Genomic DNA, 25,307 nt, shown 5'->3' on the forward strand with positions numbered 1-25,307 from the left:
GGCATGGCTGCTTCCAGTTGCCTGACTCAGATTGCTGTAGACAATCGCCTCAGCATTGGGACAGTATTAGGGCAAACCAAAAATGTTTAAGAAGCTTGCCAGCGGGAAGAGCGGGTTGAGGATATTGCCGACCGTATCGGTGAATGAAGTTAAACCAGACCGACCCACGATGATCACATCGTTGTTTCGCATCGCTGGATTGGTTTGATCGTTGATGCCTTTAGCAAAATCGATCGCCACATCCCGGCGTGTCACGGTGCCATCAGGATTGAGACGAATCAGTTCGACTGATTTTTTGCGAGCGCGACGAACGTCGAACCCACCCGCAGCCAGCAAAGCCTGGTTGAGTGGAGTGTTGGGTGGAACCTGTACCACACCGGGTTGTCGCACCTCACCCACGACGTTGACGCGGATAATGTCAGGTGAAAAGCTGGCGCTGGCAATCTTTGAGGCTTCGGCAGCGCTGATGGCCGTTGCAGTGGGAATGGAAATGGTATCCCCTGTTTGCAGAATGGCATCTTGCTGCACATCACCCGTTTGCAACAGCTTCATCAGATCGACCGCGATGAGCTGTTCGCCACCCGCACGGGTCAGGCGACGAATCTGCACGTTTCGAATATCCGCCAACGGCTTAATGCCACCAGCGATTTGAATCGCCTGAGTGATGGTGGGTGGCTTATCAAGATTATTCGCTACAGCAGCCGTGCTACCGAGCGCCCCAGCCACTGCATTTTTGGAGTTAGCCCCCGCCACCACATAAGAACCAGGGCGAAACACTTCACCCACGATCGCAATATTGACGGGTTTCCCTTTCTCAGCCGCAAAGGTCGTATCTGCCAGCTGCAACGATTCGGCAAGATTGGGATTGGGGTTAGCCGCAATAAAGATGGAATCACCATCCCGCAGGGTCAAATCGGCTTGCAAATTACCCGACTGGAAGTAATTCCAGAGGTCAACGGTAATGACCTGGGGTGCACCCACACGCTGAGGGCGGCGAATTTGCACTTGTCGAACATCTGCTGCCTGGGTAATGCCGCCAGCCGTTTGCAGGGCGCGGGTAAGGGTCGGAAACTGAGTGCCACCATCCTGAGCTGCAAGTGGAATGGTGTATGTACCGGGGCGTCCCACTTCGCCCAGAATGCCGACGCTGAGCGGTCGTGGTGTCAGCAGTGTCACGGTGATGCCAGCACGCTTAAAGAAGCGGGCATACCGTTTAGAAAGCTCTGCCTCTGCCTGTTTAAGCGTCATCCCTTTGACCGAGAGGGTGCCAATTAGCGGCACGTTGAGGGTGCCATCGACTAACACCTGCCGTCGGCCGTTCTCGCCACTGAACTCAGGCGCATCAAACACATCAATCTGTAAGCGATCGCCCGCTCCCAACGTGTAGGAGCTTTCCGATACGGTGGGGCTATTGTAGGTAGGTGCACTGGGTGACGGCAACATCTGAGTCGCGCTGTAAGTCGGAGCGGCTGTCAAACCACCTGCGAGGAGCGTCAGACTGGTGGCCGCTAGGGTTAAGCGGAGATGAGTAGAAATCACGCAATACTCTCCAGGAAAAAACAATCGGTGCAAAGTCGCCGGTTTACGCTTGGCGCTAGCACGCAAGACCGCTAAGGTTGGATGGAAGTTCCATCGTTTTTTAACCGGATCTCTGCCATCGGCCGCAGCGGAGCCCTCTCGTTTAGTGGTTGAGTTTTGCATTGGAGTGATCGCCTCTGTAGACACCTGTGACCATCGGGTTAGAAACCGTAGGGAACCCTCTCCTTAGTCTTTACAGTAAAGACAGCCTTGATCAGGATCTTTTAAGCAACGTCATGCTGGGGCGCAGAAGGCTCGAAATATAGATGAGTAGGGCGTTTGGAGAAGCACTACACGAATGTCACAACAACGTCACCCAAGCGTCTTGAGCTTTTCTGGTGCAGCAATCTGGTTTCAATCGAGGTTTTGATGCGGTGCTTTGGAGGCTCGATCGCACCCTAGGACTGGTTAAAAAATAACTGCATACGTTTGGATTAGCGGTCAGCTATCAGCTATCAGCTATCAGCTTTTCTCTAATGGCTGACCGCTGACGGTTGACCGCTACAGTCCATGACGTTGTTTCTTTACAGCCCCCTAGCAGCGTAAAGAGGCCATTCAAGCTGACCGGATGCATTGACGAGGTCAAAATGTCTGTGGAGGCACCGCTTTCTTTGCTGTTTGGCTGATCGAAGAGAGAAGAGAATGATCAGTCAATGGTGCCAACGAGTGCAGCTACACTTTAAGAATAACTTGACGTGTGAAATCATCCGATGGTCGTTCCGTTTGATACCCGACTATTAGACGAAGTCCTAGTGGAACAGCAAGAGAACCGTGAGCAGGAGCGCCAGCAGGTCTTGCAGCAGGTTTTGGCGTGGCTAGAGCAGTCTGGAAGCCACTATGGCATCGACAGTGCTTATATTTTTGGTTCAGTGTTGCGACCAGGGCGATTCCATGACGGTTCAGATGTGGACTTGGGCGTTGAGACGATGCACTCAGTGAAGCAGATTGAGGCGATCGCGGCTCTATCTATGGCGTTATTACGGGAGGTCGATATCGTCGATTTGCGCTATTGCCATTTCGCTCATCGTGTTCGAGAAGCAGGGCTGCTATGGATGCGCGACAGTTAACCGTCTTTACAGCCGACGTACGATCGCAGATCCAGTTGATCCAGCGGGTCGCTCAATTAGTTGAGTTGCGGGCACAAGGGTTGCAGCGAGAGGATGCAGCACGTTTGGAGAGTGTCGCGTATCAGGTGCACAATTTTTATAATGCCGTTGAAGATTTACTGAAGACGATCGCCGTTCAGTTTGAAAATCAGGTGACAGACACCTCTCGTTGGCACCAGTTGATTTTGCAACGCATGACGCAAGAGATTCCAGCAGTGAGGCCGGCGTTTTTGTCTCAGAATAGTTTTGAAGCGTTGAATGCCTTACGAGGGTTTCGACATTTCTTTCGCCATGCGTATGGGGTGCCGATTGAGTACGAGCAGCTGTTTGCCAATTTAAACCGAGTGAGAGCTGTACTGCCAATATTGGAACAGGATGTGAAACAGTTTTTGCAACAGTTGCAATAGTACCAATGGTCTCTACCGCCAGCTTGATTGCCCGACCGCAGTGAACACAAGACTTTTATCTTCAAGTAGAATAATAGAGTTGAGGATCGTCTGAAACCATTGTTTGACGAAAGGCCTTGCTCCCAAGGTAGGGAGGCACGACCTTACGTCTTTACAGAGATAAAACATTGCTCAGAAATGGCTGGCAGTGCCTATCCCATCAAGTTGTTGCTGATAAAGCTGCTGATAATGAGCGCGCTTCGCAACTTGCCATTCATGCCACTGCAAGCCAATTAAAGCAGCGACTGACAGCATAAACCCTGGCTCCTCCATCAGTGTCAGGATAAACCCGTTGACGATGACGTTGAGCAAGATAAATCTGCAACTGTCAGTCGGGCAGAGCCGAGTCCATGCCAGAAACCACAGATAAAGATAGCTAAGCAAGCCTAGAAAGCCTAAATCACCCCAAACACCAGCGAAGCCCCAGAAGGGAGAAAACATTGTGGAATCCAGGTAGTTGCCATTATAAGTCGCCCAAATCACGTCGGTCACTGGGTGAGTAGTGGCACCAAAGGGTTTTAGTAGCGCTTCATAGTCTTTGAGCAGCCAGCCACCCAACCGCCCAACAGTGTGGCCAGGGCCGAGCCCCAAAAACCAATTCAAGGCTGATTCATAATAGGTTGGAATAATCCGAAGCGGCCCCGTTTTAAGTAACGTCGCGTCGCCATTGGGCCCATAAATATCGCGGTTAATCCAGGCTTTATAAGCGCCAAAGGCATCAACATTTTGAATACACCACCAGAGAATAGGAAGCACGATGCTTGCGGCGATCGCGTACTTAATGACCAGCACAATATTCTTACTACGGCTCACGATTAACAGTAGCCAGGCTGCCACCGCCACTAACAGCACCTGTTTTGCATCCGCAACCTGAATTTGTAGAAGCGTAGCAACCACCACCGCAAGCCTTAGCCATAGCGGAGCCGTTTTAACACGAAGAAAGAAGTAGATACAAAAGATGAGGGACACATTCGCTGAAACGACATGCCCACCGTAGGACAGGTAAAAGACTCCCTGAACGTTGTCCTCTACGGTCAATTTTGTATGGTCAAGAATATGTGCATCAATGAGAACCCGTTCGACCAGCGCCAGCAAGAGATTGGCAAAACCAAAGCCCAACAGCCACCCTTTAAACCGCTTCAAATCTTTGGCTGAAAAGGGGATGCAGGTGATGGTGAGCAGCAGCAGAAACGGTTCTGTTAATAGCAAAAAATCGACGAGCGCATTAATGGCTCCTGCACCATTCAGAATCGCACTGGCTACAGTGATACCAAAGAGGATCAGCAGACCCATAAACAGCGCTTTACTGGTCGAGATCTGCTGTCGATGTTTGACGCGCGTTTGCACCAGCACAATGCCGCAAGCGAGTGGAACCACCACAAAGTGCAAAAAGTTGATTGCAGCGGGTGCTCCCATGGAGCTGAGAAGCCTGGGAAAGAAAGCGGTAGCGAACGCAATAAGGACAAGCGTTGAGCCTTTGATCAGTCCGCTCTGTTCTTGATATGTGCCTGCGTCTGTGTTCATTGAGCCCTTTCTGGTGATCTACTTGCCATCTTCGGATAGGGATACATCAGTGCCATATCCCTACTTCTTTATTAGTGAGTCGGTCGCGCGGATCAGGAAAGTACCCGTGAAGTTTCAGCAGCTTTTCTGTGGCATCGGTGTGGTAGCCGCTTATTGCGTCAGCATTAGATTAGTGTCCGGGAGGTTAGTGTCAGCACTTGCATAAATCGCCATCAATTGATGATAGTTTTTTGTCGCCGTGTATTTCGCTTCAAATTCAGCCCTTGCGTTCTGACGCATGTGTGCCAACTTGGCCGGGTTTGCTAGCAACCATTCCACCTTGGCTGCTAACGCCTGTGGGCTCGCCGGTTCAAACAAAAGCCCTGTACGACCCGATTCCACTAGCTCGGCAATGGCACCAATGTCTGAAGCAACCACAGGCGTACCTTTGGCAAAGGCTTCGATCGCCACCCGGCCAAACGTTTCGTACCATTTAGAGGGGAAGACCAAACACATCGCGTTGCCCATGAGGGCGTGCACCTCTGTCATGGGTTTCCGTCCTAACCAGGTAACATGAGGCATGCGTTGGGTTGCTTCGACCACTTGATCGGCTAAGGGGCCATCGCCCACAATTTTGAGCGGCAGGGGATGTTCTAATTGTGCCCAGGCAGCCAGGAGTGTGTCTAAGCCTTTCTCAACCGAGAGCCGACCGACATAGAGGGCATAGCCGCCCTGACCCTCACCCACACCCGGATCAGGATCAACAAAATTGGGCTTAACGAAAATTTTGTGGGCGGGTAAGCCCCCTTCAATGAATTTCTGGCGCGCAAATTCAGTCAGAGTGATGTAGCGATCGACCGTCTCTGTCCAGGTTTGCTTGGCCCGGTGAAAGGCCAGCATGGCGGTCACGCCGGCACTCGCGAGGCGATTTTCGCGGTAGCACCCATGCAAGACGCCAGGATAGGGTACAGCTTTGCCAAGGCAGTCTTCACATACGCTGCCGTTGCGGAAGAACAGCGCATTGGGGCAGAGCAAGCGATAATTGTGTAAGGTTTGCACCACCGGAACCCCCTGCTCACGCGCGGCATAATAAACCGATGGTGAAATCAGGGGAAAGAAGTTTTGCACATGCATGACGTCGTAGGTCTGTTGCGCTAGACGCTGCTTGACGGCTTGATAGGCGTCTTGAGACCACACCGTTTTGATTGCCATTTGGGCTTTGCTCAAGCTAGCAACGCGATCGTTCGTTTCTTCATAGGCATCGACCTCATGCCCTGCATCTTTTAACAGCTTGATCTCGGCTTCATAGCACTCATCTTCACCGCCGCGAATTTGGTAGAGATTGTGGACGGCTAAGATGTGCATATTGAGGACTCCTATCGAGTTCAGGATGGCTATTGCCAGCGCTTGTACTGACCTGTTTCAAAGCCCGCCGCGCTTCAGGAGAGAATTTCTGCTGCCAGAGGCGCTGAATGGCATAGGTGGGGTGGGTGGCGATCGCAAGGCTCAAGTAAAACCCGCCACGCCAATACTTCTTTTCAGCAACATGTAGACCGGCTTTGCGGTAATAAAACTGTCCCCAGAGATGCACTTTTTGACTAAATTGAGCGATGAAGGGGGTATTGGCCTCTGCCTGCTTGAACGCATCCAGTACCGGCAATGGCGTTCCATTCAGGCGTGCATGGTGACGCGCCACAATGTATCTGGAGAAAAACTGTTGGGCGAAAAATTTCTCCATCGACGAGCTTTTTTGATGCATGCGATAGAGCAGCAATGGCTCTGGAACCGTAAGAATGGGGCCATATTCTGTGAGACGGCTCAAAAGATCGAGATCTTGAGCAAGGGCTATTTGAGAGTCATAACCACCAACGGCTAATAAAGCATCCTTTTTATAGAACATCGTTGGATGAATCACGAAAGGAATTTCACCTGCCTCTTTCAGGCTGTAGAATTCGTGTTCGGTCAATGGTCCTTGCCGCTGTAAGCTCAGCACTTCACCAGTTAAGCTTAGGTGATGCACATACGACCCCCAAACCACCACATTGGGGTTAGCTATAGCCGCCTTCATTTGTTTTTCCAGACGAGTTGGCACGGCAATATCATCGGCATCCATACGTGCAATCCAGCCATACTTTGAAGCTTTGATACCTGTGTTTAACGCCTGACAAATGCCGCCATGTTGAATTTGAATTAAGCGTAGTCGCTGATCGCGATAGCGATGGCGTTGAATGATCTCAACGGTGTCATCGATCGAGCCATCATCTACGATAATCAATTCTAACTCTTGAAACGTTTGATTGAGAATACTTTCGATCGCTTCAGCAATGAATGCAGAGGCATTATAAGAAGGCATTACGACACTAATCATGAGATTCAACCGTGCTTGGTGAATGTGGAGTAAGCCAAAGATTGACTTTACATCTACTTAGCTTGGATTGAATTTATCGCAATAACCACAACAGATATCTAAGGAATGGACGGTTTAAACATTGGAAATATTCGTTTATTAAAGTAACTAAAAAACTCGAATTACAGCACTCAAATAGAATATTAACGGCTGAATTAAAGCAGGCAAAGCTCACTCTGAAAATCACCTCTCACGACCGCTTAAAACCTATTTTCAGCACGCTTCAACTGGGAGCATCCCTGCAAGTTTGCCCTCATCCCCCACCCCCTTCGCCCGTTTTAGGAGAAGGAGGTGGGGGATTAAAAATCCCTCTCCCAGGGCGAGAGAGGGATTTAGGGTGAGGGCTACAAAAGTGGGATGCACCCGCTTCAACTTACATGCTTTTTCCACCACTAGCAGTACGGCGAGGTTTCTCAAGTTCATCCCAGGCAGGATTAATCAGCGAGTAATAGCCAATTTTTTTAAGAAAGCCCTTAATATTTTGCTCTAGCTGATATCTACCTGGGGTAAATTCTGTGAGTGGAGACAATTTAGAAGGCTGATCTAATCGATTCCCACCTTTCAACCGTCCTGATTCACAGGCTTCCTTCAACCACCACTTACAGGGGCCTGTCGCATGAAAACACTTCGCCTGCTTCATATTTTCCATCTCTAGAAGGCGAGTAACCGGAAAACCGCTTTTAATCAACAGGCGTTTCCAGTGATCGTTATACCAGCAGTGCCAGCGCTGGGTGTCCAAATAGGCTCCACCAAATTTCATCGCCAGGGCTGACCAAACAATCGCCTCAACAAACATAGAGTTGGGAATCGCTTCGCCACCCAATTCGCCTAACAACCAATTTAGCCAGGTTAGCTCAACGGGTCTTCGCCATTGAGCTACACCAATATCAACGTGGTGTGCCAGTTTAACAGAAGCATTAAAAGCGGCTCGCACTGTTTCTAATGGTTGCAAGCAGCTAGGCGGTTGCCACATTAAAAGCAATGTTGTCTCTGGAGTAGACTCAAACGTAAATTTATTTGGGAAATAAAGATCCGGATCAAGAATAATCATCTCTTCACCAACTGCCGCGAAGAGTAACGGATCGGTGATTTTACGCCAGCAAGGATGTCCATTTCTGAATGCTTGCAGATGAGGTAGATCGCGAAACTGTTCAGCAGCATGATCATCTGCTTCACGTTTGCTAAAAATCTGGTATTGATGATTTTGTGGGTTAGCAATCGTTGTTAGTGCATGAGCAAGATCTTTTTTATCCTCTTCTGAATCTGTAATTAACTTAATATTGAGCGCCTCTAAGGCGTTAGAGAACAACGTCTCTAAGCAAATGCTGGCGTAGGGCAACGATTTTGGCGATAGTATTAAGAAGACGCTTCGAAGATCAGTCATCACTTGAGCCTCACTGTTAGTTAATAGCCGTAGAACTTAATTTCTTAAACAAGAAAATTTAAGGACTTTGAACGGTTAAACATTGAGTCACAAGGCAACAAAGACTAAGTCTTTGTTGCCTTGTGACTATTCCGGCTTGGTTGTTTGCAACCCGACCGCTGCTGATGGAGCGGTTTGGCGGTGAAGCGGCTTGGAGACTATTGCCGCTTGAGTCGCCACATCTTCATACAGTTGAGCCAACGATCGCCCAACCCGTTCCCAGGCAAAGACTTGCTCAACGCGTTGACGGGCAGTTTTGCCCATTTGCACTCTCAAGTCGACATCGGTTGCCAGGCGCTGCATTGCCACTGCTAAATCGGTAACGGCCTGGTCGGGGGTATCCGCTGCCACCTTAAAGCCCGTTTCCTCTGTCACCTGAACGGCTGGGCCACCCAGATCGAGACAAATGACTGGACGGCTGGCTGCCATTGCCTCCAGGCAGACCCAACCGCCAGAATCGTGTAGGCTGGGATGCACTAGCGCGATGCACTCGCCCAACTTCTCTAGGCTTTGCTGACGCGGTAAACGTCCGAAAAATTCGACGCGATCGCCCACACCCAACTCTGCTGCCAGGGCTTGTAGGCGTTCTCGCTCAGGACCCTCACCACAAAGCCAATATTCGGCGTCGGGTAGGTTGGCAGCTGCAAAGGCACGCACGCCCAGGTGAAAGCCTTTCCAATGTAAAAGTCGGCCCATGCTAATGAATTTGACCGGGTAGCTGCTGGCAGGCATCGGGTATTGAGCCAGTCGCAATAGTTCCTCATCAGGCAACCCTGTTTCGGAAATGATCTGCACCTGTTTGGCGCCCAATTGACGCAACCGTTGAGCGGTGTCTTCGGTCGTGGCTCGCACAACCGTACTGCGGCGAACGGTCAGGCGCGTAAAGGGATCATGTTCACCGATGCCACGAAACCAGGCACGTGCCGTTTCGTACACTTTGGCACGCAGGCTGAAGTCGTTCCAAAACGGTTTGGGTGCCGACTCACCGCCGCCTACAGGCCCCCAAATAAAGGGAATGGGCAGCAGCGAGAGAAAGCTAGGGGTGGAATGGCGCACAAAGGTGACGTGGTGAGCGATATCAAACCCAATCTCGCGGTGCAGCCGACGAGCCACGAAGTAGGCCTGAATTTGCCAGAGATAGTAGTGAATTTGCATCGCACCAGACTGTCCCCAACGCATGCTGTCCTTCCAGAAGGGGAGTGTGCAGTAGACCACATGCAGGCTCGGCACTGGGTGACGCGCTAACTCAGCGTCGATGACGGCTCCGCTTTCATCAGGGCGGGTCAACACCCAAACGTCATGGTATTTGGCAACTTCCCGTGCCACGTTCCAACCAACGCCAGGTTCAGACCCTTTGCCCGGTTCACAGGAGTAGGCGGAGATGAGGATGTTCATGAGAGTGGGGAGTGAGGAGTGAGGAGGCAGGGGATCTGAGGAAAGACGGGGAGCGGGGGAGGCTGTTAGTGACGTAAGGCTTTGCAACCGTTAGATAGCCGCTTTAGAGGTTGGATATGGCGGTGGGGCGATCGCTCACACGACCTTGAGTGAGGGGCATACTCACGGTGGGTAAGGTGCGATCGCGGTTGGCTCTTAGCAACTGTTCATAGACCTGGGCAACTTGGGCAGCGGTGTTTTCCCAGGTAAACTGTTTGGCGCGATCGAGCCCTTTGACAACCAGGCTTTGGTAAAACGCCGGGTCGTTGTGCAAATGAGTAACAGCATTGGCGATCGCCTGACTGTCGTTGGGATCGACTAAAATCCCGGCATCACCGGCTACTTCGGGCATAGCGGAACAGTTAGCGGTAATGACGGGCGTGCCGCAGGCCATGGCTTCGAGGAGCGTCAGCCCAAAGCCCTCATGTAGGGACGGTGCCACCAGCACATCGGCAGCGCTGTAGATTTTGACCAGCGCGGCTTTATCAGGATTACCAAGGTAGCGAATATAGGGTTCTAAGGCCCGATCGCGGATGAAGGCTTTTTGCTCGTCGGTGAAGTCGGCGCTCACTTTCCAGAACTGAACGGGCAGCCCCTGTTTCACCAGACTGGCTAGCGCTTGCAGAATGGCGATCAGGTTTTTACGGGGATGGTTTGACCCAACGTTGAGCAGACAGATGGTTTCAGCCGATGCACCCTGCTGCTGCCGCAACGCCTCGGTTTGCTGGGGAGTGGTGGGCTGAAAGATAGGCTCAACCGCATTGGGGACGACGGTGATGTGAGATGGATCGATGTCTAACAGTTGGGTCGTGTCGTAAGCGGTGACCGCGGAAACGGTGACGACATGATTTGCCTGGCTCATGCCTCTGACTGATCGCTGCCATAATCCAGTGCTGACAAACGGCACTTGCACAGAGCCTTGCAGGTTGTCGCGGTAAAAAAAGTTGATTAAGTCATGACAGGTGACCACAACGGGTATCCCACGTTTTTTGACCCAGCGCACGATATGAGCTTCGCTGTGGTCGATGATGTGCACCAGATCGGCAGGTTGCTGAGCTACGGCATGGGGAAACCGCCAGAAGCGTTCGTAGGCTTTTTGGGCTCGCAGCACGATCGATCGACTCCGGCGATCGGCCGGATGGGGCACTAGCTCGGTAATCTCCCAATCAGGACGCACGATCGTCAGTCCGGCGATAAGACCGTCTGCATAAGTATCCATACTGAAGTTGGGCATGGGGCGCACAATGGCAACGCGCATCGGTTCCTCCGGGAGATAAGCAGGGGCATGAGCAGAAACAGTAACCGGGGATTCGTCTTCCCTGTAGGGGCGCACGGCCGTGTACCCCTACGTGATATGGCTAAAGGATTTATGGTGTGGAAACCTCCTTTGCAGTCACCGCAAGGGGTTCGGGCAGCGGGGCAGCAAGTATCTCGGTGTTGGTTAGCGGCTGACCGTTGATCCGCGCCATTAGCGTTAGAAAGGCATTGAGTTCACAATCCAGGTCTTGCTGCGCAAAGACGGCTTTGGCGTGCTGGCTATAGATTTGACGTGTGGAGGCATCCGTCAATGCCAGAATGGCGTCTGTTAGCGCAGTGCCATCACCACTGGGGTAGACCAGACCGTTGTAGCGGTGCTGAACGGTATCGCGATAGCCCCAGTTGCCGCAGCGATCGCTCAAAATCGCGGGACACCCTGCCGCCATGGCTTCGGAGACGACTAAGGGATGGGGATCAATCCAGGAGGTGGAGACGAAAACATCTAAGGCAGCATAGTAGAGCGGTAGTTTGCTCTGATTCACAAAGCCAACGTTAAGCACTTCGCCATGCAGCTCGGCCAACCGTTGGTTGATGGCGGGTTCCAGGTCGCCACCGCCAATCATAATGCCACGCACTCTCGAATCGCGTTGGTGTGCGGCAGCAATCGCATCGATGAATTCAAAGGGGTTTTTGCGATCGATGTATTTGCCGACAAACCCATAGAGAATGGTTTGATCATCCCAGCCGAGCTGCTGTCGAATGATGGGAATCTCGTCCTGCTGACTGGCGATGGTTTGTTCAAACCGCTCGCGATCGACAGGATAGCAACCACGCACGATGTGATCGCGACTCACCCCGTAATGGCGCAGATAGATTTCATTATGGTCGCCGCTTGCAATCCAATAATCGGCTAACCCATACATCCAGGGATATAAGACGGCTGTGGCAAGCTTTCGCGCATAGCTGGTGTCACTGTCGGTGATGATGGTGGCATCGTTCTGCATCAAGATGGGAATTTTGCGGAGCTTGCAGAGCAGGACGGCTAACCGATAAGACAGGGTATAAAAACTGGAGATAAAAACGGCATCAAAGCTTTGTGGGGTCAAGCGATCGATCAGGGCTGGGTTGAATAAGCCGCGCTCAATGCTGGAGGCAATGGTGCCGTTGATGGTTTTGAGGTACTCATACTCATAGCCACTGGTCAAATCCACATCCCACGGTTGGCTGCTACCCAGTTGTCGATCGCCCCCAACCTGGTTTTCGTTGCACAAATAAAGAGCCGTGACCGAAACACCGGGTTGCTGGTTGAGTTTGCGCCACAGAGGTGCGTGGTGCTGGGTGGGATGGGTGAAGACGACGCCTAAGCGAAAGGGTTGAGTCATAAGGGTTTGCGGTTGGAGGTCTCAAGCTTGCGACTGGGTTGGTAGAGGCTACTCGCAACAAGGAACTGTGAGATGGCACGCAGCAGTTTGACTATCAATGTTTTTCGGGTGTAGTAGATTGCCAGCAGATAGATTTTCAGCTTTTCCAGAGCGGTGCTACAAGACAGATAGTCTTGAATGGTTTGGGTATTTTCACGATCGCTGTCTACAAGACGCCAAGTGATGCAAATGGCTAACGAGAGCAATTTATTGGCAAACTTACGAAACTCGGGAAATTCTCGCCTCAGCCAAGATCCTGTATAGGCATACTCTCTGGCGGTTAAATGCGCTTTTTGGGGCTGCATGGTCACCATGTTTGCATCGTGTATTCGCTGGAGGGTGAGGGAGTCGGCTAACATAAACCCTTGGCTCAGCCCAACGGCAACAAACTTCACGTAGTTGTCTCCGGCGCGGAGTGCTTTTGAGGTCGGCATAGGGAGAATTTGAGCCAGGAGCGATCGCCGGAAACAGAGGCAGGACGAGGGAGGCAAGTTGGGAGGCATTTTGCCTGCTGTCAGCAAAGCGCGAAAGTCACAGGCCTGGGTGACATAGTTGACGGTGGTTGTGCCAGGCAGGGAGTGATTGTCTTGGTCGATGAGTGTAAGGCTATGGAAACACCAGCCAATGTTATCGGAGCGTTGAAAAGCAGCAACAATTTCGGCAATTTTATGGGGCAGAAAAACATCATCCGCATCCAGAAAGCAGATGATGTCGCCGTGACTGGCGGCGAACCCAATGTTGTAACAAGAGGCTTGTCCCCCATTCTCTTTGGCAATGGCAACAATTTTCTCGCCGTAGCTAGCAATGATTGCTTGAGAGGAATCTTGAGAGCCATCATCAATGACAATGACTTCAACGTTTTTATACGTCTGACTCAAGGCACTGTCGATCGCGTGTGCTAGAAAGCGATCGTAGTTGTAGTTGTTGATAATAAGACTGACTAAGGGAATCACGTTAATTGAGGTTTGCATCTTTAATTTATTGCTAGTGGCACAATGACCAGTCATCATTGCAAGCATTGACACAACGCGTGCTAACCAAAAAGCTGCACCATTTTCCGAAGCGTATTCATCAGCCGTCCTCGGCTGTCTGCATAAATGAGATTATTTGCCATCTTTTGAGCCGCTGGCTTTGGTGCCAGAAGCATTGCCAGGTGCCAAAAAGCTAATAAAACGCCAACGTGTTTACGACGATGATTCATCGTGATGTTATGCAGGAACCCACGCACGCATAAAACGGCCAGATTGTCGTTTGGATAGGGGTGCCTTGGGGCGTCTAGTTTACGTGAAATAATGCGAGCGGTTAAAAAGCCACCCTTGTCCTGTGTTGGGTCATAGGCTAGATCAGGATAAAGGGCTGCTACAAGCGACTTTTTCCGAACATGGATTGCATTCATCCGGGCAAGATACTCACGCATATCTTTTGGATGCACTTCGCGCGTCGCTTTACCAACATTATTTTTGCCATGCACTCTGTAGTGGGCACCGACTTCATCCAGAGATACGATCGCACCTGTTAGCACAGAGAGCTCATTGAGGTAGATATCAGCACAGACACGAAATGGCGGTTCTGGCATCGGCATGATTTGCTGAAGGGCGGCAGCCGAGAACACGATGCCACTGGTCGGTGGATAAATATAGCCTGCAGACTTTAAAGCTGCCTGCCTGAGATCACCTGTTGGCATAGCCCAATGTTTCGCTGGCACAATTTCTTCATTGGGTTTGCCATCTTTATCAACGATCTGCAACCGATACTGCACTTTTGCGACGTCAGGCATCGACTGGAAAGCTTCGACCACTCGTTGAAATGTGTCGGGTAGCAACACATCGTCGCTATCTAAAAACATCACAATTTCACCGTTGGCAGCAGCAAAACCAGCATTCATAGCTGACGCCTGCCCACCGTTTTCTTTCAAGATGCTGGTAATACGACTACCAAATGATGCAATCACATCGCGCGATCGATCAGTGGAGCCATCATCAACCACGATGACTTCAATCGGTTGATAGGATTGGTTCAGAGCACTATGAATCGTTTCGCTAATAAACTGTTCATAGTTGTAATTACTGACGACAATGCTGACAAGTGGCTGAGGTTTCATTGCTCTCCTGAAATGATGCGAAATTAAAGGATGATCTTTTTACTAGAATCAATTAATTTCTGAAAGGTGGCCAGAAGCCTTGGTTTAAGAAGCCTTTGATGTTAGTGTTTGAGTCATGTTCTAGCCATTGTGAGCGATCAGTGGACGAGGAGGATGAATGTAGGAATAATCCTAGTCTTGCAAAGTTTTAAAGGTGCCATTCCTGCCACCTTTCTCATACTAAAATCGTCTTTCAGCAAGCACTCTAGCCGTGACTCGAAGACGGCTTTGAGCAACTTTCGCTTGAACTTTTGGGATAATTTCTTCAGGTCTTTTGCAGAAGTAGCGAACGCGTTCTAAAGTTCTATCCAATTCGTAGATGGCTGTTACTGCTAGCCTCTGATGCCATGGAAGCTGCTTTCGATACTTCCGAATTAAGCGTTGCACACGACGCGGACCCTCACCGCTGCTGTGATCTCTAGCCGTCTTGGTGCCTGGACTAACACAAAAATTTCCCCAGGTTTCATTAACATATTTAATGTTGGCTATTTGAACAGCCCGAAACAGGAAATCATGATCCATTGCGTAATGTTCGCTAACGTCATAAAGACCTGCCGTCTGATGCAAAGACGTATGGTAGAAATAAGCGGATGGGTTCACTGGATACTGATTAATACGTCTGCCTAAAAGCAGGTCTACGAGCTTTAATTTGCTCGGTTGATTGACTCCATAAAATCCGTTTGGGTCCCAAATATTGCAGTTTCCCACCAGCAAGCTCGGCTCTGGCAACGCTTTAAATAGCTCTGACACACGGTTTAGAACGTTTGGCTCGTAGTGGTCATCAACATTTAAGATTGCTAGGACTTCTCCCTTAGCCATCGCAATGCCCTTGTTCATTGCATCGGATTGTCCCTGGTCTTTCTCGGAGAGCCAGCGAATGTGCGCATACTGCCCGGCGTAGCGTTTGACGATATCTACTGTCTTGTCTTTCGAGCCACCATCGACAATGATGTGTTCGATGTCGGGGCACTGCTGATCAATGACAACCTGCATGCAGGCTTCAATAAAGCGTTCACCGTTATAAACCGGTGTGATAACACTAAGCATAGTGACGAGAGGCTGTAGGTCAATGGGGAAAGCAGCTTCTGCCGGGTCTTTGACGGTGCGATCGGGTCATCACCCTCATGACACACTCGAAAGACGAAAGGCAGGGCTTGCGTTACCCACTAACCAATACTCCGTAAAGATCTATGATCAGGAAAGCCAAGCTATTTGCTGCATTTTTTGAGCGTTCTTGAAGCTAGAGACCACATCTTTTAGAGGAGGGAACTCTGCATCGATCAAGACCGTCCTCAGATTCCTGCTGCTGAGAAACCCCTGGGAACGGTGTCAGTTAGTGGCGCGATACAGCGTTGCCTGAGGCAGCCCATGTCATCTAATTGTCTTTGGGATTGGGCTCAGTATCTTCAGAGTGATTGGGTAGTGCTATTTAGGCAAAGGCAAAGCAAAAAAGGCTGAAAGAGGCATATCCATGCCGCAATGCTTCCGAGCATACCGATTATTCTCCAGCCTTCCCAAAATGGCATTACCCGACAACCTAAGCGTGCGGTTGCTAAAGCCGCTTCGCAGCCAGCGTGTCCGGATCCCAAAACAATGACATCAAAGGCATCCAAAAAATCAACGGACGATCGCACGGTCATAACGGGCTCAGTAGGTTGGGAATCTCCATCTCATTTTAGCAGTTATGTCAGTGCTCTTTATACGGTTGTTAAGCGTTGTAGCTATTGAAGTCGGTTAAGTTGCAAACCTGTCTCACCAGCCACCGATCGTTGGGGCCGTAGAAAACATTTTTGGAGGGCAAATTCTCTGCCTTTATAGGCTGAATACCTGCTGTAGAATTGATGTAGGCACTGCTTATTGACTCCTTGATCGTATTTGTCAACAATGCAGAAGTTTCAGTGAAAGCTAATAGTTAGCTTTTTGAAGTCATATGCAACAAAATTTTGAAAGGATTGATCGGGCGGGTCCAACAATTTCCTGGCATAGCCCTGAATACTTATAGTTTGTTGACTCTTGCAGAGCCTTTATATATGACTGATTAAGTTCTGGGTGAAACTGAACACCAAATAAGAGCTTGCTTTTATGGCTAATGATCTGAACTGGGCAATCCTGAGAATAACCCAGGTTTAAAAACTGTTTGGGCAAGTTAATAACTGATTCAAAATGAGCAGCATTTGCCTCAATTTGCTTTGGCAAGAACCCAAAGAAAGAATGTTTAACCTTGAGATTAACTTTGACAGGACCAATTTCTTCATATTGACGCAGAATTTCTGCTCCATAGGTGTAAGCCAAAAATTGCATACCAAAGCAAATACCTAAGAAGGGTATGTTTTGGCGATCGCATTCCCAAATGATTCGACGCGCCTCACAAAACCATGGTTGTTCACCTTCGGAGATGTTGACTTCACTGCCTCCCAAGATGACATGAGTGAAACCTTCTAATTCAAGCGGCTTATCGTGCTCATGAAAGTTGTGGTAAGCGGTGGGTTCTCCAATATGGTTCCAAATGGCTTCCCGCTCAGCTTTGTCAAGCCCAGGTGCCATTGCTTGCAGTAATAAAATATTGTTCATTGTTACCTCTTTAGTAAATTCCAGCATCGGCTTAGCACCACTGGTTTGAGCAATGGTGAAGGCTGCGTGCTGCGTACTGAATTAGAACGGTAGGCATTTTTTCACCATGCGCTACCACTACAAAGCCTTGATATGAGTCAATCTTTCGGCGTGCTATCCGGTTGCCTAACAACTACTTGAGGCAACTTTTTTTCAATCGCGAGTTGTTACTTATGACAAATAAATTTATGTCTGCTTACAGCAATACTATTGATGGAAAATTGAAAATTAATTTCCCATACAGCAGCTATTAATGATATCAAAAGTACAAATTCAAAGCTGTAGCTTTGAACGACTGATGGTATTAGCAGCAATTATAAGGACATGGAATGGTTGATCAAAAACAAACCAATAGCAACAAATGTACTGACGAGCGCAATACGTAGCCGAGCTTGATTAGTAATGGCTATTCGTTAACGAATAAAGATAGGGTCAATTAAAGATAGGGTGGATGCATCCAGAACTATGCCCTTGATTGATGAGGAGTACTACTAAGATTCAGTCCCAATTCATGGTGCAGTCGTCACTGTAGTTCCTTATCTATTCCTTATCTATAAGAGAACTCATTACCTATTAGGAGCTATAGGAATTACCACGCCATCAAGATTAACAAGATTCAGTAGAGCCCCGAAGTATCTACCAACCTTCGTACAGTAAATACTCTCTGCAATAAAATAAATATACGGTATAAAAGTGTGACTATCTTTGCGTGTTCATACTGAATCATGATTTCTTGATTGAATAACGTGACACTGTATTTTTTTGGTAAATCTAGCCTTACAAAGGCGGATGTCTTTATTCTCTACAGAATAAAGATAGTTGGGGTTTCAAAGTTTTGGCGGCACGAGCGTCATCATCTGAGGTTTTTTGTCTTTTGCAAATTCCGTACGTCTTTTATGAAGGGGCACCAGCTCTGAGTGACGTTTAAACACAGGCTGATGATGGAGTAATCTGGTTCATAGCAGCATCCGAAAACATATCAACCATGTACGTTCTGATACTCTTACGTTGCTCTAGCCTTGCTAGCGTTAGGTAGTGGTTGTAGGTAAGATGCAGTATATGGTACGAACGATCGTGGGTTCAGTGGCAACCCTTTGGCGTTATCCAGTGAAGTCGATGCTGGGAGAGGAACTGGAGGTTTCAGAAATCACTGAGCGTGGATTGCTGGGCGATCGAGCGTATGCGTTGCTGGATGTGCAAAGCGGTAGGGTTGCCAGCGCCAAAAACCCGAAAAAATGGGCAAAACTGCTGGAATTTCAGGCAGCATTCACCGAGTCTCCTGTGCAGGAAGCCCTGCCTCCAGTCAAAGTATCCCTTCCCGATGGTGGCTCCATTACCAGTGAGGCGATCGAAACTAGTAGCATTCTCTCTGGCTTTCTGGGTCGAGACGTGCAGCTACTGTCCTCGGCACCGCAGACATCGAGCCTGGATCAGTATTGGCCGAACGTGGAAGGAACGGCCTATCAGGAAAAAATCACCGAACTGTTTTTGCCCCCTGGTACGTTTTTCGATTCGTGCTCCGTTCATGCGATCACAACCGCAACCCTGGCGCGGCTCCAGGAGCTTTATCCAGACGGGCAATTTGACTTGCGCCGCTTTCGCCCCAATCTGTTGATCAAACCAGTGTCGGATGAGGCATCGTTTGTTGAGGATGCCTGGGTCGGTAATGTACTGGCGATCGGCGATGAAGTACGTCTCAGTATTGATACGGCCTGTCCTCGCTGTGTGGTGACAACGCTGGCACAGGCTGGTTTACCAAGTGACCTGGGCATCTTACGCACAACGGCTCAGTACAATAACGTCATTGCAGGCATCCGTGCCTCGGTTTTGCAGAGCGGCACCATCCGTCGCCATGATCCAATTTGGCTAGAGTCGCCATAACAGCTTGTTCGGCTAACTAAACTTGTAGTCTTGCTGACTCTCAGCTGTGACGGGGGGTGAAACTTAACCCGATTGGGTGTGTATTTCTACAGCATGGAAAGGTATAACTCTTCTTATAAAAGTTTTCTGTCAAGATCCGTCTGGTATGAGCAACAGCTAGACCGTCGCAGGGGTGTTTATGTATGAGGCATTTATTTCCTATTCCCGTAAAGACAGAGCCTTTGTAGAGAACCTTTACACTGCCTTGACTCAACACGATCGCAAAGTCTGGGTCGATTGGGAGGATATTCCACACACGGCAGATTGGCGACAAGAAGTTTACGATGGCATTGATGCGGCTAACAATTTCATTTTCATCCTCAGCCCCGACTCCATTGCGTCAGCCGTGTGTGGAGAAGAGTTGGAGCGAGCAGCCACCAGTAAACGGTTGGTGCCCATTGTTTGTCGAGATGTGGCTCCCAACGACGTGCATCCAGCGTTAACGAAGCTCAACTGGATCTTTTTTCGGGAAACGGACGCGTTCGATCAGGCGTTTCAATCCTTGACAGCGGCACTGGATAATGATCTTGCCCATGTCAAAGCACACACACGCTTGTTAACCCGAGCGTTGGAGTGGGATCACAAAGGGCAAGAAGGGAGTTTACTGCTGCGCGGTCAGGACTTGAGAAGTGCTGAAGACTGGCTGGTGCATGGAGAGGGCAAGATGCCTGCTCCAACCTCGTTACAACGCATGTATGTGGGGCAAAGCCATCAGGCAGAAGCGGCTCGTCAGCGCAAACTACTGTTAGGTGTGACCGCAGGTGGTGTGATCTCGGCATTACTTGCGATCGCTGCTGGCATTGGTTGGAACGAAGCGAATCGGCAGCGGGTTGTGGCTGAGCAACAAATGCTGAGTGCCGAAAGCGGATCGACCCAGTTGCTCTCTGCTGCTGGGCAAGGCTTTGATGCTTTGATGACTAGCCTTAGAGCGGGTATGCAATTGCGGCAAGCAAGCTGGAGAAAAGAGAATGATCCGCTTTCAACGCAAGTGGTTAACGCCTTTCAAGAATCTATTTATGGGGTTCGTGAAAAAAACCGCCTTATGGGGCATGGCGGCGTTGTGTATGGCGTTAGCTTTAGCCCTGATGGAAAAACGATCGCCTCTGCCAGTGATGATCACACCATCAAACTTTGGAATCTGGATGGTTCACTCCGACAAACGCTGAAAGGGCATGAGGGGGAAGTCCATCAAATCAAGTTTAGTCCGAATGGTAAAACCCTTGCCTCCGCTAGTGCCGATCACACCGTCAGGCTTTGGAACCCAGATGGCACCTTCCGACAAACGCTGGATGGGCATACGAATGCCGTTTACAGCGTGGCGTTTAGTCCTGATAGCCGGATGATTGCCTCCGCGAGTGCCGATGGTACGACCAAACTTTGGGATCAAGATGGAGTGCTTTTGCAGACGTTGGTCGGGGCTCGCAGTGCAAGGAAGCCTATTGCCCCTAACAATCATGCTGACAGCCATCACGGCAATCTCTCCTTTGAATCGTCAGGTGAAGTGCGCGATGTCAGTTTTAGCCCCAATGGTCAAACCATTGCCACCGCAGATGGTGACACCATCCAACTTTGGAGTCGGACTGGCAAACTACTGAAAACAATCGCGGGCTACAACCGACCCGTTTTAAGTGTGAATTTTAGCCCCGATGGGCAGAAGCTAGTAGCAGCCAGTGAAGATGGCACCATTCAGTTTTGGACGCTGGGGGGCACCTTGTTGGCGAAGCTCTTTGAAGGGAATGTCATCCACCAGGCGAAATTTAGTCCTGATGGCAAAACCATTGCTTCAGCCGGTGGCGATACGCTAGTCAAACTATGGAATCGGGATGGTACTCTGCTGCAAACGTTTCAAGGGCACCAGGATGGCGTCTACGACCTTAGCTTCAGCCCGGATGGGCAGACGATCGCCTCCGCCAGCGCAGACGGCAGCATTCGTATTTGGCAGCGCAATGGCATCTCACTGCAAACCTTAGAGGGGCACCGTGGGGACGTTTATAATGCTGTGTTTAGCCCCGACGGCCAGGTCATGGTTTCTGTGGGTGCGGATAAGGTTGTCAGGCTTTGGCAGCGCAATGGTACGCCTATTAACACGCTGCAAGGACATACAGATTTAATTCATGGCGTTGCGTTCAGCCCGGATGGTCAAACCATTGCTACTGCAAGTTGGGATGGCACTGCAAAGCTCTGGAGCCGTAAAGGAGCGTTGCTCAAAACGCTTAAGGGGCACACTGGACGAGTGTTTGGGGTGGTTTTCAGCCCGGATGGGGAGATGGTCGTCACCAGTAGCGGCGATGGCACGATCAAAACGTGGGATCGGAACGGCAAACTGTTGAAAACGCTGCGAGGACATACGGACGTCGTACACAACGTTAGCTTTAGCCCGGATGGTCAGTTCATGGTTTCGGCCAGCCATGATAAAACAGTGCGGCTGTGGAGTCGAGACGGTCGCATGATTAAAGTCTTCAGAGGACATACCAATTGGATTCATGCGGTTGCCTTCAATCCAGATGGACAGACGATCGCGTCTGCTAGCCATGACCGAACCATACGACTGTGGAATCGGGATGGCATGGCCTTGCACACCCTGGAGGGGCACAGCGACAAGGTGTTAGGCATTGCCTTCAGCCCTGATGGGCAGACGATCGCCTCTTCCAGTGCAGATAAGACTGTGCGGTTATGGCGCACCGATGGCACACCCATTGCCATTTTGCGGGGACATGGAGACTCGATTCATGGCATTAACTTTAGCCCCGATGGCAAGACGCTGGCGTCTGCTAGCAATGACAATACGGTGATCGTATGGAATCTAGAAAACCTCAATGATTTAGAGGGTCTTCTTGCTAAAAGTTGCCATTGGCTACAGGGCTATTTACAGAACAATCCAACCGTTCCGGCAAGCGATCGCGCCCTCTGCAACGGCATTAAGACTGCGTCCTAACCGATCGTCTACGCCGCGAGACACATTCATCTTCTCCAAAGTGCGATCGATGGCATAACAACTCCCATCGATCGCTGGCTATAAGCCCCGATCGCGCTCCAGATCACGGATGACTTTCTCGTAAACCCAGACTGGGGAACGATCGGGGTTCTGCTCTTGAGTCTGCTCCACCAGATGTTTTGCCAACGTTTCGTTACCGTTGAGCAACATCACCAGGCGGCGATGAAGGGGCGCAACCTGCCATTCTGTTGCGGCCGACGAGCGCTGAGTTTGCGTTACCACCTGTTCACCCCGCACAATCAGCTCATCCACCGTTTGCTGCACCTCAGTCTGCAGCGCTGAAAGGCTTTCATCCAGATGCTCGATTTTTTCGATCGTGTACGAGGCCAATCCGGCTCCAAAATAGAGGGTTTTCTGAAACAGATCGTTCAAGCTATCCATAAAATGCCGGGTTCAGTTGCAACATCCTTATTCTGCCCTCAACCTAGTAGGGGCGTCATCCCCTGTCGAGAGACAATTATTGCCTCTCGACGATTGGGCAGGACGATCAGCACTATTGACCCACTAAACTAGACAGAATTCGTTGCCAAAAGGGACGCGCATCCCCTTCGATTTGAGGCAGCTTTTTACGAATGTCTTGAATATTCCATCCAGTCAGACGAGATAGATTTTGGGCCTGTTGTTCAAAGCGACGCGGGAGCGATCGACGATACTGATACGCTGCCTGACATTTCGGCTTTCCATCAAAGGCATGACGCAACACATAGCGACCCTGGAATGTGTCACGATTGCCCGTTTCCTGAAACATTAAGTCTTCGGGAAATTTGTCGCGAGTGTAGCGAACGTGCAGGCGGGTGATGAAAACGCTGGAGGACGGAAACGGACGACGGAAATTACCTGATGGCACGGGCATAGCGTCGCTGTTGGGATTATCGAGCCAGAAGACACCGGCTTGCTTCAACTCAGTTTGCGATAGCGGTTCTGCCGAACAGGGGTCGCAGTTTGACATATCCCAGGCGTATTCCATAAAGGCAACTTTGCGATCTTCGCGATCGTAGGCCGTCTGGAACATGGCTTTGTAGAAAGCGCTAAATTCGTTTTTGACAAAGACTGGAATCTCCGAATCCGACGGCACTTTGACGGTGCGGTAATTGGTCACTTCCGTTTGCCCTTGCGGTGACAGAACGTAGATCAATAAATCCTGAGCGGCTTTTGCATTGATCATCCCCAAGCGAATTGGCAACATAAAGCGTGGCGACTCATAGGCGATTTGGAGCGGTCGCAGAGATTGATAACCGGCTTTATCGTACTCATCGAGATTGACCTTCGCGACAAAGAACTTCAGCTTCTGCCGGATGTAGGGCTTCAGCAGTTGGTTCGCGCCTCTAGGAATTTTGTAGCCGTTTTGGGTGAGCCAGGTTTGCAGTCCATCTGATTCCTTGGCGCTCAAGAGTAGAATGTCGTATTCACCCACGGTGTAACGCGCCTCTACCGTAACGCCCAGAGAGTCCTTACGTGCTCTATTTTCTTCCCTAGCCATGCCAGCTGCTGCGGAAGGAGCGGGAACAGCCCGATCGTACATTGCCTCGTTGCAGGGATCTTCATCAAAATATTCCACCAGTCGTGGTGCACTAAAGGCATCCAGTCGCTCGATGATTTTGGGGTCAGCAACTTTGATTTGATCCTTTCGCAGCACGACAGGAACAGGCACCACGATCGCAAAATCCTTCACCTCACCCTGAAAGTCGTTCGCCATCGTCAGTACAGTGCGATTGCCTGAATGCGCGATCGCCACCTGCGATGCCTGGTTATATAACTTGGCATCTGCCTTGGCTACGTAAAAGCCACAAAACGCCCACGCACTGGGAGCGACCAGCAGACAAACAAGACAGGTGAAACATAAAGTAATGAGAATACGTAAAGGTTTCATGGTGATTAGTTTTGAGTTTTGAGTTGATTTGGCGTTCAGCCGTCAGCGGTTAGCACGAGGGTTTTGAGTTACGAGATTTGAGTGGCAAGTACAGTCATTTCTTGCTCCTCTGTTCCCCCTGCGCTTTCTACTGCCTCCATTCCCTCCGCGCCCTTCCCAAGAGACTCACCCCAAACAAAGCGATCGGCAGGAAACAAGGCATCAATCAGAATGCTGAGGGGTGCCAGCGCGAAGAGTGCCCAGAAGACAGCAGTCGAAAGGAACAGGTAGTTGCGCAGGGAAAACGTGAGCAGCGCGATCGCCATTGCCCAAAGCACTCGTCCAATCCGGGCATTCGGAATGGTGCGCGGGTCAGTGATCATAAACAGGGAAAACATCAACAGCGAGCCACTCATCAAGCGATGCGCCCATACATCCCACGTCCAGCCCAGCAAGACGTTGCGAACGGCCTCCAGAACGGCATAGCTGCCCAGAAACGCCACCGTCGTATCCCACCGACCGACTCGCCCCACAACTAAACCACCACAGCTTAAAAACATCAGTGCGTACCAGCCTTCTTCACCCCATTGCCCTGGCGACACCCACGCATCTGGCGCAAGCGTGAGTGCGGTCACAATGCCAAAGTTGCCGGGATTAAAGACATGCTTCCCGTTTACCCGGATGAGAAACTTGCTGGCGATCGCCGCTACACACGCCAAAACTATCGTGCTGTAGTGATCGGCGCGAACCAGGATGCTCAGCCCCAATGAGGTGACGAGGGCACTGGGGAGAGAGGAGAGGAAGGAGGAAGGAGGGATGAAGGATGAGGGATGAAGGATGAAGGATGAAGTTTTGAGTTTTGAGTTTTGAGTTTCGAGTTTTGAGTTTTGAGTAGTGCTTTGCGCTGCTGCGCTAGAGAGTTCAGAGTGATCGCTGACGGCTGACGGCTGACCGCTGACCGCTGACCGCTGATGGCTGACCGCTATCATCACCCACTGCGTTGTCACACAGGTTGCGATCGCCACTGCAATCATGGTCGGTTGTAGCGTCCAATCGCGTGTCCCCAAACCCACAACCAGAAAAAGCCCCAGGAAGAGAATTTGATACGTGCGGGCATCATTCCATACGCGGGTATCATTCCATAACAGCATCGACAGCCCTCAGTGAAGAACGTTGGATGGCTGCTATTATGACTTTGTTAAAAAGAAATCCCTGAAT

Annotated in this window: 20 protein-coding genes; 4 read left to right on the forward strand and 16 right to left on the reverse strand. The window is 50.3% G+C overall.

Annotated features, from left to right (window positions below; translation table 11 throughout):
* Nucleotides 1-66: 66 nt before the first annotated feature.
* Nucleotides 67-1,539, reverse strand: a complete 1,473-nt coding sequence (locus C7B82_RS22520) for a polysaccharide biosynthesis/export family protein (RefSeq protein ID WP_219904643.1) — start codon at nt 1,537-1,539, stop codon at nt 67-69.
* Between the two features lie 749 nt (nt 1,540-2,288).
* Here C7B82_RS22520 and C7B82_RS22525 point away from each other — a divergent pair.
* Complete coding sequence (locus C7B82_RS22525; protein ID WP_106258781.1) at nt 2,289-2,645, forward strand: nucleotidyltransferase family protein; 357 nt, start codon at nt 2,289-2,291, stop codon at nt 2,643-2,645.
* Nucleotides 2,627-3,091, forward strand: coding sequence for a ribonuclease toxin HepT-like protein (locus C7B82_RS22530; protein WP_106258782.1), 465 nt, complete (start codon nt 2,627-2,629; stop codon nt 3,089-3,091). The genes C7B82_RS22525 and C7B82_RS22530 overlap by 19 nt, the downstream gene beginning before the upstream one ends.
* 171 nt (nt 3,092-3,262) lie before the next feature.
* Here C7B82_RS22530 and C7B82_RS22535 read toward each other — a convergent pair whose 3' ends face one another.
* The 12 genes from C7B82_RS22535 to C7B82_RS22590 form a co-directional block, all read right to left on the reverse strand.
* Complete coding sequence (locus C7B82_RS22535) at nt 3,263-4,546, reverse strand: hypothetical protein (RefSeq protein WP_219904644.1); 1,284 nt, start codon at nt 4,544-4,546, stop codon at nt 3,263-3,265.
* 258 nt (nt 4,547-4,804) lie between these two features.
* Nucleotides 4,805-5,998 (reverse strand): glycosyltransferase family 4 protein, encoded by a 1,194-nt coding sequence (locus tag C7B82_RS22540; RefSeq protein ID WP_106258785.1) that lies wholly within the window; start codon nt 5,996-5,998, stop codon nt 4,805-4,807.
* A complete protein-coding gene (locus tag C7B82_RS22545; RefSeq protein WP_181357614.1) occupies nt 5,952-6,986 on the reverse strand; it encodes a glycosyltransferase family 2 protein in 1,035 nt (344 codons plus the stop codon). Before C7B82_RS22545 ends, C7B82_RS22540 begins: the two co-directional genes overlap by 47 nt.
* A 427-nt stretch (nt 6,987-7,413) precedes the next feature.
* Nucleotides 7,414-8,424: a hypothetical protein gene (locus C7B82_RS22550; protein ID WP_106258789.1), complete on the reverse strand. Its 1,011-nt coding sequence runs from the start codon at nt 8,422-8,424 to the stop codon at nt 7,414-7,416.
* Between the two features lie 126 nt (nt 8,425-8,550).
* Nucleotides 8,551-9,858, reverse strand: coding sequence for a glycosyltransferase family 4 protein (locus C7B82_RS22555; protein WP_106258790.1), 1,308 nt, complete (start codon nt 9,856-9,858; stop codon nt 8,551-8,553).
* 103 nt (nt 9,859-9,961) lie between these two features.
* Nucleotides 9,962-11,155, reverse strand: a complete 1,194-nt coding sequence (locus C7B82_RS22560; protein WP_106258792.1) for a glycosyltransferase family 4 protein — start codon at nt 11,153-11,155, stop codon at nt 9,962-9,964.
* A 109-nt stretch (nt 11,156-11,264) separates the two neighbouring features.
* The gene (locus C7B82_RS22565; RefSeq protein ID WP_106258794.1) at nt 11,265-12,536 is read right to left on the reverse strand and encodes a glycosyltransferase family 4 protein; all 1,272 of its coding nucleotides are present in this window, start codon (nt 12,534-12,536) and stop codon (nt 11,265-11,267) included.
* Nucleotides 12,533-13,546 (reverse strand): glycosyltransferase family 2 protein, encoded by a 1,014-nt coding sequence (locus C7B82_RS22570; RefSeq protein WP_245940046.1) that lies wholly within the window; start codon nt 13,544-13,546, stop codon nt 12,533-12,535. The genes C7B82_RS22565 and C7B82_RS22570 overlap by 4 nt, the downstream gene beginning before the upstream one ends.
* A 62-nt stretch (nt 13,547-13,608) precedes the next feature.
* A complete protein-coding gene (locus C7B82_RS22575) occupies nt 13,609-14,676 on the reverse strand; it encodes a glycosyltransferase (RefSeq protein WP_106258796.1) in 1,068 nt (355 codons plus the stop codon).
* 219 nt (nt 14,677-14,895) lie between these two features.
* Entirely contained in the window at nt 14,896-15,762 is an 867-nt protein-coding gene (locus tag C7B82_RS22580) for a glycosyltransferase family 2 protein (protein WP_106258797.1), read from the reverse strand.
* Nucleotides 15,763-16,121: 359 nt separating this feature from the next.
* Nucleotides 16,122-16,355: an FAD-dependent oxidoreductase gene (locus C7B82_RS35260; RefSeq protein WP_106258799.1), complete on the reverse strand. Its 234-nt coding sequence runs from the start codon at nt 16,353-16,355 to the stop codon at nt 16,122-16,124.
* A gap of 286 nt (nt 16,356-16,641) precedes the next feature.
* On the reverse strand, nt 16,642-17,286 hold the full coding sequence (locus C7B82_RS22590; RefSeq protein ID WP_219904645.1) for a type 1 glutamine amidotransferase: 645 nt from the start codon (nt 17,284-17,286) through the stop codon (nt 16,642-16,644).
* Between the two features lie 1,098 nt (nt 17,287-18,384).
* Between C7B82_RS22590 and C7B82_RS22595 the strand changes: the two genes are divergently transcribed.
* Nucleotides 18,385-19,206 (forward strand): MOSC domain-containing protein, encoded by an 822-nt coding sequence (locus tag C7B82_RS22595; RefSeq protein WP_106258802.1) that lies wholly within the window; start codon nt 18,385-18,387, stop codon nt 19,204-19,206.
* Between the two features lie 178 nt (nt 19,207-19,384).
* Nucleotides 19,385-22,180 carry a WD40 domain-containing protein gene (locus tag C7B82_RS22600; protein ID WP_106258804.1) on the forward strand — a complete coding sequence of 932 codons (2,796 nt, stop codon included), beginning with the start codon at nt 19,385-19,387 and terminating at the stop codon, nt 22,178-22,180.
* Nucleotides 22,181-22,258: 78 nt separating this feature from the next.
* Here C7B82_RS22600 and C7B82_RS22605 read toward each other — a convergent pair whose 3' ends face one another.
* From C7B82_RS22605 to C7B82_RS22615, 3 genes are all read right to left on the reverse strand, one after another.
* Entirely contained in the window at nt 22,259-22,621 is a 363-nt protein-coding gene (locus C7B82_RS22605) for a hypothetical protein (protein WP_106258805.1), read from the reverse strand.
* Nucleotides 22,622-22,733: 112 nt separating this feature from the next.
* Nucleotides 22,734-24,110, reverse strand: a complete 1,377-nt coding sequence (locus tag C7B82_RS22610) for a DUF2330 domain-containing protein (protein ID WP_106258806.1) — start codon at nt 24,108-24,110, stop codon at nt 22,734-22,736.
* Between the two features lie 68 nt (nt 24,111-24,178).
* Entirely contained in the window at nt 24,179-25,240 is a 1,062-nt protein-coding gene (locus tag C7B82_RS22615; protein ID WP_106258807.1) for an RnfABCDGE type electron transport complex subunit D, read from the reverse strand.
* Between the last annotated feature and the right edge of the window lie 67 nt (nt 25,241-25,307).

The sequence above is a fragment of the Stenomitos frigidus ULC18 genome (genome assembly GCF_003003795.1).
GTDB lineage: Bacteria > Cyanobacteriota > Cyanobacteriia > Leptolyngbyales > Leptolyngbyaceae > Stenomitos > Stenomitos frigidus_A.